Annotated in this window: 21 protein-coding genes and 1 pseudogene; 5 read left to right on the top strand and 17 right to left on the bottom strand. The window is 63.7% G+C overall.

Going from position 1 to position 18,968, the window contains the following annotated elements; all coding sequences use genetic code 11:
• Positions 1 to 103: 103 nt before the first annotated feature.
• Entirely contained in the window at positions 104 to 985 is an 882-nt protein-coding gene (locus tag AC54T3_RS15045; protein ID WP_496626027.1) for a phosphoribosylaminoimidazolesuccinocarboxamide synthase, read from the bottom strand.
• A gap of 94 nt (positions 986 to 1,079) precedes the next feature.
• Between AC54T3_RS15045 and AC54T3_RS15040 the strand changes: the two genes are divergently transcribed.
• The 4 genes from AC54T3_RS15040 (at position 1,080) to recG (ending at position 5,518) form a co-directional block, all read left to right on the top strand.
• Complete coding sequence (locus tag AC54T3_RS15040) at positions 1,080 to 1,547, top strand: hypothetical protein (protein WP_496626025.1); 468 nt, start codon at positions 1,080 to 1,082, stop codon at positions 1,545 to 1,547.
• 153 nt (positions 1,548 to 1,700) lie between these two features.
• Positions 1,701 to 2,093, top strand: a complete 393-nt coding sequence (locus AC54T3_RS15035) for a RidA family protein (protein ID WP_496626024.1) — start codon at positions 1,701 to 1,703, stop codon at positions 2,091 to 2,093.
• 19 nt (positions 2,094 to 2,112) lie between these two features.
• On the top strand, positions 2,113 to 3,240 hold the full coding sequence (gene mltB, locus AC54T3_RS15030; protein WP_496626022.1) for a lytic murein transglycosylase B: 1,128 nt from the start codon (positions 2,113 to 2,115) through the stop codon (positions 3,238 to 3,240).
• A 16-nt stretch (positions 3,241 to 3,256) separates the two neighbouring features.
• The gene (gene recG, locus AC54T3_RS15025; RefSeq protein WP_496626020.1) at positions 3,257 to 5,518 is read left to right on the top strand and encodes an ATP-dependent DNA helicase RecG; all 2,262 of its coding nucleotides are present in this window, start codon (positions 3,257 to 3,259) and stop codon (positions 5,516 to 5,518) included.
• A 92-nt stretch (positions 5,519 to 5,610) separates the two neighbouring features.
• Here recG and AC54T3_RS15020 read toward each other — a convergent pair whose 3' ends face one another.
• The 4 genes from AC54T3_RS15020 to AC54T3_RS15005 form a co-directional block, all read right to left on the bottom strand.
• Entirely contained in the window at positions 5,611 to 6,858 is a 1,248-nt protein-coding gene (locus tag AC54T3_RS15020) for a sialidase family protein (protein WP_496626018.1), read from the bottom strand.
• Positions 6,855 to 7,337, bottom strand: coding sequence for a thioredoxin family protein (locus AC54T3_RS15015; protein ID WP_496626016.1), 483 nt, complete (start codon positions 7,335 to 7,337; stop codon positions 6,855 to 6,857). Before AC54T3_RS15015 ends, AC54T3_RS15020 begins: the two co-directional genes overlap by 4 nt.
• A 187-nt stretch (positions 7,338 to 7,524) precedes the next feature.
• Positions 7,525 to 7,836 (bottom strand): hypothetical protein, encoded by a 312-nt coding sequence (locus tag AC54T3_RS15010; RefSeq protein WP_496626015.1) that lies wholly within the window; start codon positions 7,834 to 7,836, stop codon positions 7,525 to 7,527.
• A 136-nt stretch (positions 7,837 to 7,972) separates the two neighbouring features.
• Positions 7,973 to 8,743, bottom strand: coding sequence for a class I SAM-dependent methyltransferase (locus AC54T3_RS15005; protein ID WP_496626013.1), 771 nt, complete (start codon positions 8,741 to 8,743; stop codon positions 7,973 to 7,975).
• Positions 8,744 to 8,853: 110 nt separating this feature from the next.
• On the opposite strand from AC54T3_RS15005, the gene AC54T3_RS15000 reads away from it, so the two are divergent.
• Positions 8,854 to 10,281 carry an aminotransferase-like domain-containing protein gene (locus AC54T3_RS15000; protein WP_496626011.1) on the top strand — a complete coding sequence of 476 codons (1,428 nt, stop codon included), beginning with the start codon at positions 8,854 to 8,856 and terminating at the stop codon, positions 10,279 to 10,281.
• Positions 10,282 to 10,375: 94 nt separating this feature from the next.
• Here the strand turns inward: AC54T3_RS15000 and AC54T3_RS14995 are convergent, their stop codons facing one another.
• The 12 genes and pseudogenes from AC54T3_RS14995 to AC54T3_RS14940 form a co-directional block, all read right to left on the bottom strand.
• Positions 10,376 to 11,083, bottom strand: a complete 708-nt coding sequence (locus AC54T3_RS14995) for a nitroreductase family protein (RefSeq protein ID WP_496626009.1) — start codon at positions 11,081 to 11,083, stop codon at positions 10,376 to 10,378.
• Between the two features lie 150 nt (positions 11,084 to 11,233).
• Positions 11,234 to 11,890, bottom strand: a complete 657-nt coding sequence (locus AC54T3_RS14990) for a PGN_0703 family putative restriction endonuclease (RefSeq protein WP_496626046.1) — start codon at positions 11,888 to 11,890, stop codon at positions 11,234 to 11,236.
• Positions 11,891 to 11,907: 17 nt separating this feature from the next.
• Positions 11,908 to 12,153, bottom strand: a pseudogene (locus tag AC54T3_RS14985) (hypothetical protein); the annotation flags it as partial.
• Between the two features lie 117 nt (positions 12,154 to 12,270).
• A complete protein-coding gene (locus AC54T3_RS14980; protein WP_496626008.1) occupies positions 12,271 to 14,196 on the bottom strand; it encodes an HsdR family type I site-specific deoxyribonuclease in 1,926 nt (641 codons plus the stop codon).
• Positions 14,180 to 14,410 carry a ribbon-helix-helix protein, CopG family gene (locus tag AC54T3_RS14975; RefSeq protein WP_496626006.1) on the bottom strand — a complete coding sequence of 77 codons (231 nt, stop codon included), beginning with the start codon at positions 14,408 to 14,410 and terminating at the stop codon, positions 14,180 to 14,182. The genes AC54T3_RS14980 and AC54T3_RS14975 overlap by 17 nt, the downstream gene beginning before the upstream one ends.
• A 438-nt stretch (positions 14,411 to 14,848) precedes the next feature.
• Complete coding sequence (locus AC54T3_RS14970) at positions 14,849 to 15,061, bottom strand: type II toxin-antitoxin system HicB family antitoxin (RefSeq protein ID WP_496626004.1); 213 nt, start codon at positions 15,059 to 15,061, stop codon at positions 14,849 to 14,851.
• Positions 15,061 to 15,315: a type II toxin-antitoxin system HicA family toxin gene (locus AC54T3_RS14965; RefSeq protein ID WP_496626002.1), complete on the bottom strand. Its 255-nt coding sequence runs from the start codon at positions 15,313 to 15,315 to the stop codon at positions 15,061 to 15,063. Before AC54T3_RS14965 ends, AC54T3_RS14970 begins: the two co-directional genes overlap by 1 nt.
• Positions 15,316 to 15,379: 64 nt before the next feature.
• The gene (locus AC54T3_RS14960) at positions 15,380 to 15,712 is read right to left on the bottom strand and encodes a type II toxin-antitoxin system HicB family antitoxin (RefSeq protein ID WP_496626000.1); all 333 of its coding nucleotides are present in this window, start codon (positions 15,710 to 15,712) and stop codon (positions 15,380 to 15,382) included.
• Entirely contained in the window at positions 15,709 to 15,963 is a 255-nt protein-coding gene (locus AC54T3_RS14955; protein WP_496625998.1) for a type II toxin-antitoxin system HicA family toxin, read from the bottom strand. Before AC54T3_RS14955 ends, AC54T3_RS14960 begins: the two co-directional genes overlap by 4 nt.
• Before the next feature lie 154 nt (positions 15,964 to 16,117).
• Positions 16,118 to 17,221 (bottom strand): N-6 DNA methylase family protein, encoded by a 1,104-nt coding sequence (locus tag AC54T3_RS14950; protein ID WP_496625996.1) that lies wholly within the window; start codon positions 17,219 to 17,221, stop codon positions 16,118 to 16,120.
• Positions 17,222 to 17,402: 181 nt separating this feature from the next.
• Positions 17,403 to 17,714 (bottom strand): hypothetical protein, encoded by a 312-nt coding sequence (locus AC54T3_RS14945; protein ID WP_496625994.1) that lies wholly within the window; start codon positions 17,712 to 17,714, stop codon positions 17,403 to 17,405.
• 462 nt (positions 17,715 to 18,176) lie between these two features.
• Complete coding sequence (locus AC54T3_RS14940) at positions 18,177 to 18,926, bottom strand: hypothetical protein (RefSeq protein ID WP_496625992.1); 750 nt, start codon at positions 18,924 to 18,926, stop codon at positions 18,177 to 18,179.
• Positions 18,927 to 18,968 lie beyond the last annotated feature (42 nt).

Raw genomic sequence — 18,968 nt, 5'->3', positions numbered from 1 at the left:
GCTCGATGGGGTTCAGTGTTCCTCTCAAGCGCTTGGCTGGGACGCCGACTGGGGTCTATCCGGTCACGACCGTTGCGGGACATGGATCACATTGCCTTTTTTCTCATCCTGTCAGCCGCCGTTCGGCCTCGGCATACTTGGCGGCGGTTTGAGCAATGATACGCTCTGGCAGCATCGGGCCGGGCGGGGTCTTGTCCCAGTCCAGGGTCTCCAGGTAATCCCGGACGAATTGCTTGTCGAAGCTCGGCGGGCTGGTGCCCGGCTGATATTGGTCGACCGGCCAGAAGCGCGAGGAATCCGGGGTCAGCACCTCGTCGATCAGGTGCAGCCGGCCGTCGGCGTCGAGGCCGAATTCAAACTTGGTGTCGGCGATGATGATGCCGCGCTCAAGGGCGTAGGCGGCGCTCTCTTGGTAGAGGCGCAGGCTGAGCGCGCGCACCTGCTCGGCGAGTTCGGCGCCGATGCGATCGACAGCGCCGGCGAAGTCGATGTTCTCGTCATGATCGCCGATGGCGGCCTTGGTCGAGGGAGTGAAGATCGGCTCCGGCAGGCGATCGGCTTGGCGCAGACCGGGCGGCAGCGCGATGCCGCTGACCGCGCCGCTGGCCTGGTAGTCTTTCCAGCCCGAGCCGATCAGGTAGCCGCGCACGATGGCCTCGATCGGCAGTGGATCGAGCTTGCGTACCACCAGGGCGCGCTCGCCGAGCATGCGGCGCTGTTCGGGATCGGTGACGAAGGTCTCGACCGACAGCTCGCTGAGCTGGTTGGGAACGAGGCGCGCGGTGCGCTCGAGCCAGAAGCGGCTGACGCGGCTGAGCACCTCGCCCTTGCCGGGGATCGGCTGTGGCAGCACCACGTCGAAGGCGGAGAGGCGATCGCTGGTGACAATCAGCAGGTGCTCATCGCCGGCGGCGTAGATGTCGCGGACCTTGCCGCGATTCAGGAGCGGCAGTTCGCTGAGGTCGGACTGATAAAGGGTGCTCATCTTGTTTGCGGGTGGCTTGGCTGAACTGCGACTATACCAATCTTGGCGGCACGGTCAGCGGGCCGCTGCGGTGGATGAGAATCACGATGACATCATGACCCAGCAGTCGAACGACCACAGCCCACCAGTGCCCGAGTCGCGTGCGTTCCTGAGCGCCTTTCGCGGCAGCTTCACCTCGGCGCTGCGCTGGAGCGATCTGGATGCGCTCTGGCTGCGGTTGTGCGCCGATGCCAAGGGCGGTTGGTATCTGTATGCGATCGGCGAGCCGCCGCCAGAGACGCCGGCCGATGCGGCGACGGTCGAGCGCTTCATCGACGAGATCGATGCCCTGCTGCGCCGCGAGCACAATGAGCGCTTGTGCGGCATCGTCTATGCGGATGATCCGCGCGTGCCGAGCCTGGTCAAGATCTACGATCCCAACAATTTGGGGGTGGTCTGCGGCGCTAGCAACAATCCACCGCTGCCGGGCTGGGTGATGAGCAAATTGCCGCCGGTCGATCTGCCTGCGACCCAACTGGTGCCGAAAGGGCGCCGGCGCTGGTGGCAAGCGCTGTTCCGCTAACTCCGAAACCCGGGTAAGCCGCCCGACGCCCGCGAGCGGGCCAGGCCCCAACCGCTGCTATGTCGGCCTTTGCTGTTTGGTCCGCTATACTCGCCACATCTAGCAGCGGGCGACTCGCCCCGACCGACTGACTGACGAGAAGGAGACGCCTTTATGGCCAAGCAGATCATCCAGAGCGAACAGGCGCCGGCCGCGATCGGTCCCTATTCCCAAGCGGTGCGGGCGGGCGATACCGTGTACCTGTCCGGCCAGATCCCGCTGGTGCCGGACACCGGGGAGCTGGTGACGGGCGATATCCAGCTCCAGGCACGGCAGGTGTTCAGCAACCTCTCCGCAGTGGCCGAGGCCGCTGGCGGCGGGCTCGGGGCGATCGTCAAGCTCAACATCTTCCTGACCGATCTGGCGCACTTCCCCCAGGTCAACGAGATCATGGCCGAGACCTTTGCCGAGCCCTATCCGGCGCGCGCGGCGATTGGGGTCGCGGCGCTGCCAAAAGGCGCCGAGATCGAGATGGATGCGATCATGGTCCTCGATAGTGACGACTGACGCGGAGCCTCCGAGATTGATGCCTCACCCGCCCCTGATCGCCGCGCTCTGTATGGCCTTCGGTCTCGGTGCCTGTGCCTCCCAGCCGGCTCAGCAGGCGGAGGCCTCGGTGCACCCAACCATGGGTCCAACCGCGCACTCGAGCGCAGCGAGCCGAGTCGCACGCGGCGACTACGCCGGTCGCGACGATGTCGCGCGTTTCATCGAGCAGATGCAGGCCAGGGGGCTGGATCGCGACCAACTGGTGCGCACCTTTGAGCGCACACGCCACGATCCATCGATTATCAAGTACATGGATCGGCAATGGCGACCAGCCTCGGGCCCAACCGGTGCCTGGACCCGCTACCGCGCCCGGCATATCACCCCGGCAATGCTCACCAGGGGCAGCGCCTTTTGGACCCGCCATGCCAGCACCCTGGAGCGCGCTTCGAAGCAATACGGGGTTCCTCCAGAGTACATCGTCGCCATCATCGGTATCGAGACGCGTTGGGGCGGTTTCATGGGCACGCATCGGATCATGGATGCGCTCGCGACCCTCGCCTTCGACTATCCGCGTCGTGCCGATTACTTCCAGCAAGAACTTGCTGAGTATCTGCTCAAGGTTGAGGATCAGGGCCTCGATCCGCTGCAGCCGGTCGGCTCCTTTGCCGGCGCCATGGGGCTCGGGCAGTTCATGCCGTCGAGCTGGCGTGATTACGCGGTGGATTTCAATGGCGATGGCCGCCGCGACCTCTGGGATCCGGAGGATGTCATTGGCAGCGTGGCCCATTATTTCCAAGCGCATGGTTGGCGGTCGGGCGCTGCGGTGGCTGTCCGCGCGAGCGGCGGCGCGGGTCTGCCTTGGTCGACTGAGACCGGCTTCAAGACCCGTTATTCGGTAGCGAATCTCAACGCGAAAGGGATTCAGCCTGCGGTGGCGCTTGCCGATGATCGCCAGGTCAGTCTGTTGCGACTGGATGCGGCTGGGGGGCTCGAGTACTGGGTTGGCTTCGAGAATTTCTATGTCATCACCCGCTACAACCACAGTACCTATTACGCCATGACCGTGCATCAGCTCGCCGAGGCACTGCGCGCGCGGCGTGGTCTCGAGCAGCCCAGCCTGCGGGTGAGCGATCCGCCTGGATTCGCCGCCAACACCTCAGATTGACCGGCTGAGTGACCGAGTGGCTGAATTAAGCGCGGGCTTGGACCAGACTCCGGTCGAACGGCTCAAGGGCGTTGGGCCGCACATCTCCAAGCGGTTGCAGCGGCTCGGTATCCTGACGCTGCAGGATCTGCTCTTCCATCTGCCGCTGCGCTATCAGAACCGCACCCGACTGCGGCCGCTCGCCGAGTTGGTGGTCAACGAAGAAGTCTTGGTCGAGGGCGAGGTGGTCGATGCCCAGATCGCGCACGGTCGGCGGCGCTCGCTCAAGGTCCGCATCGATGATGGCCGTGGCGCCCTACTGCTGCGCTTCTTCTATTTCACCCGTGCCCAGGTCGATGCGATGCGCCCCGGCCGGCGTCTGCGCTGCTTCGGCGAGGTGCGGCAAGGGCCTCAGATGCTGGAGATGGTGCATCCGGAGCTGCGGGTGCTGGAGGGGGGCGCTGATCTGGCAATGGGCTTGGCGGTTGACTGGACGACCGATTCGACGACTGGCCAGGAAACCAGTTCGGAGGCCAACCCAGAGGATAACGCGGTGGCTGGTTCAGCGATGAGTCCGGAAACCAGCGCTGACACCAGCACGGAAGCCGGCGCGGTGGCTGATGCGGCCGCAGAGCGACGGCTGACACCGATTTATCCGGCAACGGAAGGGCTGCAGCAGGCCAGCCTGCGCGCGCTGACCGACCAGGTGCTCAAGTCGCTGCGGCGTGACCCGAGCGCGCTCCAGGATTGGATTCCCGCCAGCCTGACGGCGTCATTACAGCTGCCCGCGCTGGTCGATGCCCTGTTCTTGTTGCACCGACCGCCGGCCGATGCCGGCGCCGAGCTGACGGACGCGTTGCTCGAGCGCAGCCATCCCGCCTTCTTGCGCCTAGCCTTCGATGAGATGCTGGCCCATCAGTTGGCCTTGCGCCGTCTGCGCCGCGCGCGCAGCGCCCAGCGCGCGCCGGTGCTCAGCGGCGATGGCAGGCTGCGCGCGCGGCTGCAGGCACGGCTGCCGTTCGCGCTCACGGGCGCCCAGCAGCGGGTGATCGCTGAGATCGGCGCGGACATGGAGCAGTCGCGCCCGATGATGCGCCTGCTGCTCGGCGATGTCGGTTCCGGCAAGACCGTGGTCGCCGCGCTGGCCGCGCTACAGGTGATCGAGGCTGGGCATCAGGTGGCGCTGATGGCGCCGACCGAGTTGCTCTCCGAGCAGCATCTGCAGAGTTTGCGGATGTGGCTGGCGCCGCTCGACATCGAGCTGGCCTGGCTCTCCGGACGGCATACCGGTAGCGAGCGGGCGGCGATCCTGGAGCGCATCGCGGCCGGGAAGGCGCGGGTGGTGGTCGGCACCCATGCGTTGTTCCAGGCCGAGGTGCGTTTCGCCGAACTGGGATTGGTGATCATCGACGAACAACACCGCTTCGGCGTGCATCAGCGCCTGAGTCTGCGCGAAAAGGGCGAGCGCGAAGGGCGCATCCCGCATCAGCTGATCATGACCGCGACCCCGATCCCGCGCTCGCTGGCGATGTCGGTCTATGGCGACCTGGATCTCTCCGAGATCGACGAGTTGCCGCCAGGTCGCCGGCCGATTGCTACCGTGGCGCTGCCGGAGACGCGCCGCGACGAAGTCATCGAGCGCGTGCAGGCGAGTTGCCGCGCGGGTCGTCAGGCCTATTGGGTCTGTACTCTGGTCGAGGAGTCCGATGCGCTTCAGGCGCAGGCCGCCGAGGATGCGGCCGCCGATCTGCGCGAGCGTCTGCCAGGGCTGCGCATTGGCTTGGTGCATGGTCGCATCAAGGCCCAAGAGCGGGCGCCGGTGATGGCGGCGTTCAAGGCCGGCGAATTGGATCTGCTGGTGGCAACGACGGTGATCGAGGTCGGTGTCGATGTGCCCAACGCGAGCCTGATGATCATCGAAAATCCCGAGCGGCTGGGGCTGGCGCAACTGCATCAGTTGCGCGGGCGCGTTGGCCGGAGCGCGATCGAGAGCGCCTGTGTGCTGATGTATCGCCCGCCCTTGACGCGCGCGGCGCGCGAACGGCTCGCGATCCTGCGCCGCGAGTCGAGCGGTTTTCGCATCGCCGAGGCCGATCTGCGCATGCGTGGCGCCGGCGAGGTGTTAGGGACTCGCCAGGCCGGCGCCATGCAATTCCGGCTCGCCGATCCGATGCGCGACAGTGCGCTGACAAGCGCCGCGCGGCAGGCGGCTGACCAACTGCTCGCGCACTGGCCCGAGCATGTCGAGCCGCTGATCCGGCGCTGGTTAGGTGGCCGCGATGACTATGGTCAGGTGTGAGCGTTCGACGAAGTGATAGGCCGAACGCCGACGAGCTGGCAGCTTGCCAATGCGCTCTTCTCGTGGAAGCAGCAGTCCGACTGGCGCCGCCCTCAGTCGGCTGGGTCGCCCGCAGGCTCGGCCCGCAGGTACCGCAGGCTTGTCGGCGATCTCAGGTCTGCACGCTCGATCCAGACGAGATGGAGTACGCCCTTCGGGTCGAGGGCGACAGCCGGGCTGCCCTGGTAGCCGTCACCGGAGGCACCAGGGACCACGAGGTCTGCGCTCCAGTCACCGCCTTGGTTCCAAGAGATCAGAATGTCTCCGGTCTCGTCGGGGTCGCTCCAGACCTCCCGGGGGTCGTCCCACGCGGCGACAAAACCGTTACTGGCGCCGGTGAGGGCTGCATGCCACTGGGCGACGTCGGCGCCGTATTCATCCTGGACGACCTGATTCGGCCCGAAGCTGCGGCCACCGTCGTCGCTGACCGCGCCCCAGATCGCATAGCCCGAGGACGCATTGCGCTTGTCGAGCCAGACCGCGCGCACCAAGCCCTTGCCGTCCGACGCGAGCACGACGCGCATGGCCCCGGTGCCGAGCTGCACTGGCTTGCCATCCTCCGAGGTGGGTTGGCGGAATGCGTTGAGCTGGCCCGGTCGTGCGAAGTCTTGCCCCAGTGCGCGGCTGCTGAAGAGGAGCCGGGTGTGACCGGCGCGGCGATCTTCCCAGGCGACGACCAGGCGGCCGTCTGGGGTCCAGACGGCGCTCGGATAGGCTTGGTAGGGATGATCCTCGACTGGGGCCACAGTCACCGGTGTCTCCGCTAGCGCAACAGTGCGGCCATCGACCTGAAGCTCGGCCGCCTGGATCAGCTGACCGCTGGCCTGCCCGCGCGCCCAAACCGCAACCAGTCGGCCAGTGCCGTTGCTTGCCAGGGTCACCTGAAAGCTGTGCTTCGGCGCTAGCTCGGCGATCGGACCAAGTCCCGACGCGTCGATGAGCCGGGCCCTTATGGTGCCGTCTTGCTCCCACGCAGCCACCCATCGGCCTTCGTCGATCGCGACCAAGGCCGGTTCGTAGGCCTCATCGCCCTCGCTCAGACGCTGGGCGGGCGGAAAGCCGTCTGCACCGTTCGGCGTGACGGCCAGATAGACTTGGGGCGAGCCCGTTCGGTCATCCTCCCAAGCAACGGCGACCTCATTCTGCGACGTCGCAATATGTCGGCGTCCGGCACCATCCAGGTGGTGATAGTTGCCGCTGTCCGGGGAACCGGCGAGCCCAATCGGATCAGCGAACGACCAAGGCTGGGCCAGTACGGCGGCCGGCACCAGGAGAGCAGCCGATAAGAGTGAGCGGATCACGACTCAGCCGCCTTGAAGTCAGCAAAAGTCTGGTGCCGGAAATGATCACCGCCCACATAACCGTCGAGCAGCAGAAGCTCGTCGGCGCTTTGGTAGCCGGGTGTTCGGCTGATCGGCTCGCCATCGGGCTCCAGGAAATAGAAGGAAGGGGTGCCAATGACCCCGAGCCGCACCCCGAGTTCCATTTCGGTAATGCGCTCGCCGCCGGGCAAACGCAAGCGTTCACCGCTCTCGGCGTCCACATAGGCCAGCACATAGTTGGCGTTGTAGCGCTCGACGACCCGAGGGTCCGTGAAGCTCTCGCGATTGGTCTTTTCGCAGGACGGACAGCCGTGGCGGCCGACGTATAGGAAGACCCTGCGTTGCTCCTGTTGCGCCAGCTTGAGAGCCTCGTCATACGGGTGGAAGGTCCACCCAGGCGGTGGATCCGCCAGGGACAGCGCCGACCAGCAAAGAAGGACGAGGGCCGCAGACAGCATCGATCGTTGCAGATTTCTAGTGCTCACTGTGACAGTACCTGTGATCCGGAGAGGTGGGCAAATGCGTCCCGGTCCAGAGTATTCGCGTCGACCGCAATCGAAGGCGCGATGTCTCTTACTGGCCGTTCTGGTGAGGACACGATAGAGACACCGACAGCGCGGCCGATCGGCTCCAGGGCACGGCTGGCTAATCCGCTTCCGCTTGGCAGGCGATCCGCCCGGACTCCTCGCCGAGCTTCTCCAGCGAGAAGAACGGGCTCATCTCACGCGCCCAGTCGGCGGCGAGCTTGCTCGATGCCTTGGCCTGCTCGGGAGTATCGAACACGCTCACGGTCACGATACCCGGCAGTCCGTCGCCACCGAGCCCGGTGACGATGACGGAGTAGCTGACGAAGCCGTCGAGGGCTTTGATGCGCGGCATGAAGGTGGTACCCACCTTTTCGCGTACGAGGTCTGGCGTTCCCTTGATGAGCTGGTAGCGACGAATTGAGCAGTACAAGTCTGGGCGCTCCTGGGCAAGGTTCTTAAGGACACCCAAACAAAGATAGCCGATTCCTCGCTGGAGACAAGGCAGTCGGCAGCCAGGGGCGACGCCCCAGCCTCGTCAGCCACGTCAGCCCCATCCCGGGGATGGCTCAGGCAGCCTTGAACGCGACCTGCTGCACGAAGTCGACGGCCTGTGGGTCGTAGGGGCGCTGCAGATCGCCAAAGCGCTCGACGTTGACGAAGCCGGCGTCCTCGAGCAGATGGGTCAGGTAAGCCTGGCGCAGCGGATACATGTTGAGCTGGAACACGGAGCCATTTTCGAAGCGGTACTCGAACTTGGCCAGGCGCGGATTCAGCTCGATCGGGCCGACCTTGACGCCATCGCCGGTGTAGCAGAGTTCGTGCTTGGAGTCGTAGCCGTGGTCGAGCATGCGGTCGTAGTTACGCTGGTCGATCACCAGCATGCCGCCCGGGCGCAATACCCGGTGGATGGCACGCAGGGCATCGCGGCGATCCTCGTGGTCGAACAAATGGGTGAAGGAGTTGCCTAGGCAGACGATGGCATCGAACTGCTCGTGGCCGAGCGCCTCGTCTAAGTGGAGCCAGTCGGCGACCTTGCTGTCGGCGAAGTGAATACCACGGGCAGCGGCATTCTCGCGCGCCTTGGCGAGCATATTCTCGGAGCCGTCGGTGGCGGTGACCTCGAAGCCGGCTTGGGCGAGGCCGACGGCGTTGACGCCGGTGCCGGTGGCGATGTCGGCCACCTTATGACAGCCCTGCGCCTTCAGCAGCCGGGCGTAGAAGTGGCCCTCGCGCGCCAGGCGCGCCTCCCAGCCGACCAGGTCATCCCAGTGCTCGGCGAAGGTGGAGGTGTATTGCTGCTGCTGATTGCCTCGGTTGAGGTTGAGTACGGCGGACATGGCGATCTCCTCGCGGTTGCTTGTGCTTGATGAACGCTGACCAGCCTACCGGCCTTGGCGCGAGGGATACAGATGCAGTTGCCGGCGATCTCAAGTGGTACAGTTTGGTGATGACCAACCTTCTCTACGAGGACATCGCCGCGCGGCTGGCGACATTGATCGAGCAAGGGACCTTCTCGTCCGGCGCTCGGCTGCCCGGCTTGCGCAAGCTCAGCCGCCAGTTCAGCGTCAGCGTCGGCACCGTGGTTTCGGCCTGTGCACTGCTCGAGGCGCAGGGATTGCTGATCGCCCAGCCCCGGTCCGGGCACTATGTCGCCGATCGGCTCGATCAGGGACCGGCACGCCCGGAGGTCGGCACACCGGCGGACGGGCCGGCGCTGATCCAGGGGCAGGAGCGGGTGTTGGCGTTGGTTCAGGCGCATAACGACCCGGCGCTATTGCCGTTCGGCGCTGCGGTACCGAATGCCAGCTTCCTGCCGATGGCGGCGCTCGAGCGCAGCGCCGCGCGCGTGCGGCGCGCCCAGCGCGAGCGGGTCGCAGACTACGACTTCCCACCCGGCGCGCCGGAGCTGCGCGTGCAGATCGCCCGGCGCATGGCCCAGGCCGGTTGCCAGCTCGGCCCGGATGAGATCGTCGTCACCAGTGGCTGTCAGGAGGCGCTAGTGCTGAGCCTGCGCACCGTCGCGCAGCCGGGCGATGTGATTGCGATCGAGTCGCCGACCTTCTACGGCATCCTCCAGGCGATCGAGTCGCAGGGCATGCGCGCGCTCGAGATCGCGACTGATCCGCAGACGGGGCTGTGTCCCGAGTCGCTCGCGCGCGCCCTGACGCAGTGGCCGATCAGGGCCTGCGTGATGATGCCGAATTTCGGCAACCCGCTCGGCCACCTGACCCCGGAGCCACGCAAGGCCAAGCTGGTGAGCCTGCTGCAAGCGCAGGGTGTAGCGCTGATCGAAGACGATGTCTTCGGAGAATTGGCGTTCGACCATCAGCGCCCCTGGGCGGCCAAGGCCTACGACACCCAGGGCGAGGTGCTCTACTGTGGCTCGTTCTCGAAGACCCTGGGCTCTGGGCTGCGGTTGGGCTGGGCAGCACCGGGACGCTACCGCGAACGCTTCACCTATCTGAAGTACGCCTCTAGCCAGGCGACGCCGACCCTGACGTCGCTGGCCGTCGCCGACTACCTCGAACGCGGCGGCTACGAGCGTTTCCTGCACACGACGCAGCGCCGTTACCGACTGCAGGTGCGGCGGGTGATCGACGCTGTGGGACGCCAGTTCCCGGCTGGCACCCGAGTGACACGGCCCGGCGGCGGCTTCGTCGTTTGGGTAGAGCTGCCGAAAGGCGCCGATGCGCTCGCCCTGCAAGAGCACGCGCTCGCCGCCGGCATCAGCATTGCGCCTGGGCCGATGTTCTCGAGCCACGGTGGCTACCGCCACTGCCTGCGGCTGAACTGTGCTGTGTCCTGGTCGCCGCTGACCGAGGCGGCGTTGTCGACGCTCGGCCGACTGGCTGGCGAAGATGATGTCTCAGCATAGCAGGCCGGACGCGCAGCGCTAAGCCGAGGCTAGCGTTGCCGCAAGCGCCGCGATTTCCTCGCAAACTGTACCGTTGCAGGATCGCAGCCATGAGCTAAACCCTGGTTATCCGACGCAGTGTGAAGCCGGATGCCACTAACCACCGGAGCGACCCATGTACAACGGCGACGTCCTGATCCATATCGACGAAACCTTCGACGACCAGACGCTCAATCGCCTCCTGCGTGAGACGGGCGAAAGTCCAGGCGTGATCGGCGCCTGCATCAACGAGCGTGCTCGCCATCTGATGGTTGTCGACTTTGACGCGCAGGCGACCAAGCCAAGCGAAATTCTTCACAGTCTGCAGCAACGCGGCATTGGTGCCGAGCTGATCGGCCTCTGAGGCGAAGCCAACACCACTAACCCAGCCAACCAACCACTCCCAAGCGCGGCATTGGCCGCGCTCCATAACGCGCGCTTGTCCCCTCGCTGTGCCACTCGAAGCGAACGCGACGCACCCCACCTTAGCGCCAATGCTCAAGACGACGATGCAGCACTGGTGGACCCATGCGAGCAATAGTGATCCTGATGACCGCAGCCGGGCTGCCTTGATCTGCTCGCGAATGCCAAGGTCGCGCACCAGGATGAAGTCCCAGGGCTGCATGAAGCCGACGCTCGGCGCATGATGCGCGGCGCTGAGGAGGCGGGTCAGCACGTCCTCCGGGATGGGCTCGGGCAGGAACTCGCGGCGCACGTCACGGCGGCTGAAGATGGCTTTGTAGACGGCCGCGCGTTCGGCTTCGGAGAAGGTATGGTTGGACATGGGCGGGTGCTGTTTGGCTCCGGTTTTGATTCGGCTGGCCACTCTAGCGGGGTGCGGCATGTACGGGTCGCTAATCGCTTTACTGGGTCAGGCGTGCGTCACGAAATGCGTCAGCGTCGAACCCATCGATGTCCCGAGTGCTTGCGATTGTTAGTCCCCCACGTCAACAACGAAGTCCAAATACCTCTTGCGAAAGTCGCGCACCCAAGGGTCCGGGGTGATGACACTGAGAACTCCGATAACCTCTTCCAGCGTCCAGGTTTCGAAAGAGCGCCGGTCCTTCAGGGTGTCGCGATACCTCTGCACCGCAGACCGACAGTGGACGTTGGCTGCCGGGTACAGAAACACAAAAACACCTTCTCGGTAGTCAAGCTCCTGTTGCATGCTCCCTGCCAGCAGGTGATCCCGCCAGATCTGTTGCAGGGGTGATACCTGAAGAGCGGGAAAGGCCTCTGAGCGGAAGCATGCCATCGCTGCGGCGACCTGGTCGTATCTGGCGCGATGGGGTGCTGGGGCGTCCTTGAGGTTTTCGTGATACTTCACCTCGATTCCAAAGAACCCAAGGGCCCCGTCAGGAGCCTCGTATTCGACGAAAACGTCAAAAGCTGAGCGGTCGTCGGTGAAACGTGCGTCACTTCGGCCAGGAGAATACTCGAACTCGACCGCTCGTACCGCCTTGACAGCGTCAGGGCGGAGCATTTTGAGCGCGGCCGTGGCAAGGTCAAGGTTCGCCTTAAACTCGCCGAACAGGTTGAAGCAAAGTGGCTGGCTGGAAAGAAGGTCGTTGTAGATTCGGGGGTAGCGAATAGCCGTTCAGTCGAAGACGATGCTAGCTCACCCCGAACAATCCTTTGAATCGTTGGTGTCAGGTAATTGGCGAGGGTCTCCTTGGCATAGTCCACAGGCAAGCGTGACCCAAGGGGGCTCCCCCGGTGTTCTCCAATAGGTAACCCTCTGGATTCACGCCACATCGACTGTTGAGCGCGCGCTGCCCTTCGGAACCCAGACCCATCAGATTCGACGTATGCATGGTACTGTCGAGCCAGTTGTTCCCAATCGTGTTCAAGCATGCCACCCTCCATTATCGGAGTTCGATGAGCGCCTGAAATTCGACATTGACATTTTCAGGCGGACCGGTTGAATTCCACCGATTCCCTGGCTGTGGGCGAAAAAGGCCCGCGCACAACTCACCCCGCCCACCGCTCCGACCACACCTCAGCCTGCGCCAACACCGTCTGCACGGCGGCGGCCTGCAGGTCCGGCGGATAGCCGTATCTGTTCAGGATGCGCTTTACCAGCACGCGCATCTTGGCCCGCGCGTTCTCCCGATGCGCCCAATCCACCGTGATGTTGCCTTGCAGCTTCACCAGCAGCTCGTGGGCGATCACTTTGAGTTCATCGCTGCCCATCACCTCCACCGCGCTCTGGTTCTCGGCTAGCGCGTCGTAGAACGCGCGTTCATCCTCGCTCAGGCCTTCCTCCTCGCCCCGGGCCTGGGCGGCGCGGAGTTCCTTGGCCATGTCGATCAGCTCTTGCAGCACCTCGACCGTGCTGATGGCGTTGGTGTGATAGCGGGCGATGGCGTCTTCCAGGCGCTCGGAGAAGCGGCGGCTTTCGCTGACGTTACCGGGCAGCTCGATGCGTGCGAGGCGGCTTTCGTAGTAGATCGGCACCGTGGCGCCGTCTTCGACCGCGCGGCTGATGTCGTAGACGTCGATGTAGCGCCCGAACAGCGCCGGGGTGTTGACGTCCTCGGCCTCGATCGGGGTGCCGGTAAAGCCGATGAAGGAGGCGTTGGGCAGGGCGTCGCGCAGGTGCTTGGCGAAGCCGTAGCCAACCGCGCCGGTCTGGCTGTCGACCTTCGCGCTCAGCCCGTACTGGCTGCGGTGGGCCTCGTCGGCGATGACGACGATGTTGCGCCGGTCGCTGAGCATGGGCAGGTGGTCGTTGCCTGGCTCGGGGGCGAACTTCTGAAGGGTGGTGAAGATCACGCCACCGGCGGCGCGTTGCAGCGCGGCGCGCAGGTCGGCGCGGCTGTCGGCCTGTTGCGGGGTCTGACGGATCAGATCGCGGCACATCGCAAAGGTGGCGAAGAGCTGATCGTCGAGGTCGTTGCGGTCGGTGATGACGACGACGGTCGGGTTGGTCATGGCCGGGTGGCGCACGAGCTGGCCGACGTAGAAGGCCATCAACAGGCTCTTGCCGGAGCCCTGGGTGTGCCAGATGACACCGATGCGCCGGTCGCCCTCGGGGGTGGTGGCGTCGAGGGTGGTTTCGACCGCTTTCAGGACACCATGGAATTGATGGTAGCCGGCGAGGATCTTGATCAGCCCGGCCTCGGTGCGCCCGAAGACGGTGAACGCGCGCATGAAGGCCAGCAACCGCTCGCGCGCGAGGATGCCTTGAACCAGCACCGGCTGTTCCGGGGTGCCGTCCGGGGCGATGGTCGCGCCGTCGACGGTGCGCCAACGCATGAAGCGCTCGGCATTGGCGGTGAGCGAGCCGATGCGCGCCCTCTGCCCGTCGGAGATCACCAGCGCGGCATTGGTGCGGAACAGGCTGGGGATCTCGGCCTTGTAGGTCTGGAACTGCTGATAGGCGCTGTGCAGGGTGGCCTGTTCGCTGCTCGGGCTTTTCAGCTCGACGACCACCAGCGGCAGGCCGTTGACGAACAGCACCACGTCGGCGCGGCGCTGGTGGCCGGCCTCGATGACGGTGAACTGCTGCACCGCGAGCCAGTCGTTGCGCTCCGGCTGGTCGACGTCGATCAGCCAGACGCGCCCACCGCGCAGGGTGCCGTCGGTGTCGTAATACTCGATCTCGACGCCTTCGGTGAGGAGTCGGTGCAGGCGGCGGTTTTCTTCGATCAGCGAGGGGGCGACCGTGGCGACGACTTGGCGCAGCGCCTCCAAGCGGGCCTCGGGCGGGAGGTCCGGGTTGAGCCGGTCGACGGCGGCTTGCAGGCGCTGACGCAGCAGGACGTCGGAGAACGCCGCGCGCTCCGGGGTGCGGCCATCCGGTCCGATCTCGGCCTCGGTGGTGGTCTGATAGCCGAGCGCCGCCAGCTCGGCGAGCAGGGCTTGCTCGATGTCGGCTTCAGTCAGAAACGCCATTGCCCATGGCCTTGTCGAGCAGTTCGAGTCCACGCGCATTCTGACCTTGGCCGCGTTGGGCGCGGGCGCGAAAGTGCGCCTCGGCCTCGGCTTCCGCGACGAGATGCTTGGCGATAGCATCGATTAAGGCGTCGATACTTTGGCCGCGAGCTTGCGCGATCTGATCGAGTCGGCGATAGGTGTCGTCGGGTAGCGTCAGGGTGAGCGACGTCATGACATCAGCTCCTGTAGGCAGTCCTCGGGACTTTGCACGGTCAACGCGGGAAAGCGCAGCTCCATGCGGGCGAAGTCGCGACGGTTGCGGGTGATGAGGGTCTGCGCGCGCCCCGGCTGGTCATAGCACCGCCTCGACCTCGCGCTCGGCGTCGCGCAGGCGGATCTCGCCGGACATCAGTTTGGGGAGGAGGAGATCGCGGGTTTGGGCGAGGGTGCGGGATTCCTCGCTGTAGCCTCAGTTTTCCCGACCCAGTCACCCATGTCCTTGGGCGTTAACCAGGGGATATCTCCATCCCAATAGAGCGTTTCTGATTTTCGAGGTGTACCGCCAGACAAAAAGTCTGCGACTTGATCCAGCTGCGCAGATTCTTGCGGTTTAGGCATCTGCCACCACCTGATCCAACTTCTCTCGAATTACCATCCCGAACCCCACCAATCACGCATACGCCAACCGCCGCCCTTTCGGTTCTGGCACCGGATCGCCGAACTCGATAGCGGTATCGATCCACAACTGCGCCGCGTCCATAAGATTGGCCAACGCAGACCGATGCGTGTCGCCATGCGCCATGCAGCCGGGCAATTCGGGGATCTCGCCAACAAATGTTTGGTCTTCCTCGCTCCAGTAAATGATGGTTTCGTACTTAAGCATCAGCGAACCTCCGTCAAGCGATAGCGCAACAAGACCCCACGAACCTGCTTGACCTGATAAGGCTTTGCCTGGCCGTCGTCTTCTTGCAGGTTGATCTTCTCCTCGATGCCGGCCTTGCGAAACATCCGATGGCTGCCGCGTTGACGCTGATCGAAGCCGAGGCGTTCCAATAACTTGCACAGCTCGTCAAAACCGACATTGGTATCGGATCGGCCTTGGAGGATTTTTTCCAGCAGCTTATCTTGTTTACCCATGACAAACTTCTTAGAGGGCCATCCCCTCCAACTTCCCCCGAATCACCGCCCTAACTCTCACCAGCTAACCCTCCGCCGCTTCCATCAATACTCTTGCCGACCATTGATCAAGACTCTGACCCTTCGCATGAGCCGCCGTGAGGGCCGCGCCCCGCACCTCCGGCGGGAGATGCAACACCAGCTCTTCATCTGCGGGTTGCTCTGGCTCCACACCGCGCGCCTGGGCATCGTCGATCAGAAAATCGATCGCGTTTTTGAAATCCTGGCGCAACTCATCCACGGTGGAGCCATGAAAGCCGACGATGGCTTTAATGCCCAATACCCGACCAAAGAAAATGTCGTCTTCATCGTCATAGTCAATGCGGGCGGTATAGCCCCGATACGTCATGGTGTTCATGGTTGAATTCCCAAACGCAGCAAAAATTCACGCAATTCCTTGAGTTGATAACGCAACGCCTGTTTGTTCGGGTGCGGACGATGGGCGTTCCAGTCTGTATCATCCAGGGTGAATTTGACTCGCGAACCCGCACCTTCAGTCAACTCGGCCCCGAGCGCGATCAACAGTTGCTCAATGTCGGCGAAAGGAATATCCGTCTTGGTCGGTCGGGCAAAAATCGCCTCCAGCGTCTTGCGCTGTTTGCTGTTCACGGTAAAACACCATCCAACTTCTCCCGAATCACCGCCCCCAACTTTTCCCCCTCCGCCAACTGCCCCTCCAGCTTCGCCCGCAACTCGGCGAACTTTTCGGCAAAGGGCACGCCGTCATCCTCCACCGCTGCCGCGCCGACATAGCGCCCCGGTGTCAGCACATGCCCATGGCATGGCCGCGAATCTCATCGAGCGTGGCGGACTTGCAGAACCCCGGCTCGTCGGCATAGTCGCCAGCGTCGGGCTCGCCGCGCCAGGCGTGGTAGGTGCGGGCGATGCGGGCCACATCCTCGTCGGAGAACTCGCGCCGGGTGCGATCCACCAGCGCCCCGAGCTTGCGCGCGTCGATGAACAGCACCTGCCCGCGCCGGTCGGCCAGGCCGGCGGCGCGCTGGTCCTTGTTGCGCGCCAGGAACCAGAGGCAGGCGGGAATCTGCGTCGAGTAGAAGAGCTGGCCGGGTAGCGCGATCATGCAATCGATCACGTCGGCCTCGACCATCGCTTGGCGGATCGCGCCCTCGCCGGATTGGGTCGAGGACATGGAGCCATTGGCCAGTACCACGCCGGCGGTGCCATTGGGACTCAGGTGATGGTGGATGTGCTGCAACCAGGCGAAGTTGGCGTTGCCGGCGGGCGGCGTGCCGAAGGTCCAGCGCGGGTCGTCCTTGAGCTTGTCGCCGCCCCAGTCGGAGATGTTGAACGGCGGATTGGCGAGGATGAAGTCCGCGCGCAGGTCGGCCAGTTCGTCTTTGTGGAAACTGCCCTCGGCGTTCCAGCGGATGTCGGCATCGATGCCGCGCACCGCGAGGTTCATCTTGCACAGCCGCCAGGTGGTGTAGTTGCTCTCCTGCCCGTAGACGGCGAGTTCGCCGATGCGCCCGCCGTGCGCGGCGAGGAAGCGCTCGGCCTGCACGAACATGCCACCGGAGCCGCAGCAGGGATCGTAGACGCGGCCTTTGATGCCGTGCTCGGGATCGGGGAAGGGTTCGAGCAGCTCGACCAGCACCCGCACCACCGAGCGCGGGGTGTAGAACTCGCCGCCGCGCTTGCCTTCGGTGCTGGCGAAGGCCCCGAGGAAGTATTCGTAGACGCGCCCGAGCAGGTCTTTGGAGCGGCCTTGTTCTTCGCCGAGGGCGATGTGCTTGTAGTTGGACGGCTCCATGTTGCCGCGCAGCTTGTCGGCGGTGAGCCAGAGCTGGGCCTCAAAGCCGAGGTTGGCGCCGTTGGTGTCGGGCTTGTTCTTGGCGGTTCTGGCCATCAAGCGCTCCTCCTAGTTGGCCTCTCTCCTTGGGCCGGAGCAGGTGCGACGCGCAGCGGTGTTGCGTGCTGGCATCGCTTCGCATGCGATCCGAGTATAGCGCGCCATTATTCCCCAGGGGAATAGATCGGGGTCTGCGCCAAGGGTGCAGTGGCGGTCGTGCTTGGGTGGGCTGCCTGGCTCAGTGTCTCGAATCGCGGGCCTTGGGCAGGTCGGCGAATAGGCGCTCGGCAAACGGCGGCTGCGCCGAGAGGGCCTCGGCGAGCGCGACGCTCAGCGCGGCGCGCACGTCGTCGTAGCAGAGCGCGGCGGTCGGATCGCGCCGTGGCGAGGGGGGCTTGGCATGGGTCCAGGCGCTGCCGAAACCCCCGAGCCACCAGCGCTGGGCTTGCGGGTCGTCGATCCGTGGGAAGCGCTCGGGGGCGCGGTCGCCGTCAAACACGGCTTCGCCGGCCTCGAACCAGGCGAGTTCGTCGGGCGTGATGGGTAACATCAGTGGTGACAGCTTGGCACCTAAGTCGGGCGGTGGGGATGGGGCTGAGACAGCTTAGCGCTCGCTTGTTTCGCTTTCGTGACCGCGTTCTCGGTGGGGTTTTCGGGCCGCGTTGGATGGTCCGGGCGTTTGAGCGCGGGTCGGTCTAAGTGTGGCGGGCGACGGGTGTAGCTGCCGGATGCGCTGGGGGGCGATATCGCGCGGATCATGCTGTGTATGCGCGATACCGATGGGTTTCGGTTGTTGCGGCAGGATGCGCGGTTTTATGCATGAGGAACCGAGTGTGCTCCCTTCTTGTGAACCGCCTAGTGCGGACCCGCATGCTAGGTGGTGTGGGGAGGGCGGGTTAGACACCCGCCCTTACCCGATTAGGCCATTTCTTTGGTTCTGATTCGATTCCTCAGAATTAAATCGACCCTGGCCCCTTAATTGTTAATTGTTGAATTGTTGTTAGGCGTATTTCTACTCGCCTGTCTTTCTGTGAGGAGGTTCATAGCCCTCGTTTATCGTAACGTTTTCAGGTGCTTGCACGTTAGGATTTGGTTGTTCGACAGGTTTTGATCCTGGAGGGTGGCTTTCTGGCTTTTCTACAGGCGTGGATTGAGATGTTGTTGTGTCTGATTCGCTCATTTTCTTTGCCTCTTGCTTTGTGAATTTCACGTCGCTTAACGTGTTGACAGCATTTTCTGCAGGTTGCCGCGAGTTTGTGTGGTAAACATTAAATACCCCTAAAATAAGGCTAGCAAGGAAGAGTGCCATTGCAGGAAGGGATAACCAAAAAGAGGAGGTGATTTTCTTGGCTTTCTTGTCTCCTACCAATTTGTTTTTCTCGGTTGCTTCTCTCGCACGTTTAGCCAGGGCGAACTGTACGTCTATGAGTTCATTATTCTTAAAAAACTCAATCATGGAATCATCATATTGGAACCGCGTCAGACCTTCTATTTTCAGGCTTGAAAACAAGTAGTACCAGCCGAAGAGGCAAGTAACAAGAACAGAACCCAGTAACCCGTAGTTTAAGAGAATCAATAATCCTAAGTCGGAACTTTGTAACAAGAAACGAAGGTTAAGCGCGACAAATCCTGCAAGTGCTATCAATAGAGAGTAAGCTGAAAGATATCGTGCGATCTTTGCATCAAGCTCTCGAAAACGCGAAACCTCGTCATCGTAAAGCTTCAAATAAAAATCGAGCAGCTTCTCGTACTTTTCGCTCATATGAGCCCCAGTTTTCTAGAGCCTAACGCCTGAGTTAAGCGG

Source organism: Halochromatium sp. NSM3 (assembly GCF_059621085.1).
This window is presented reverse-complemented; position numbering and strand designations above follow the sequence as displayed.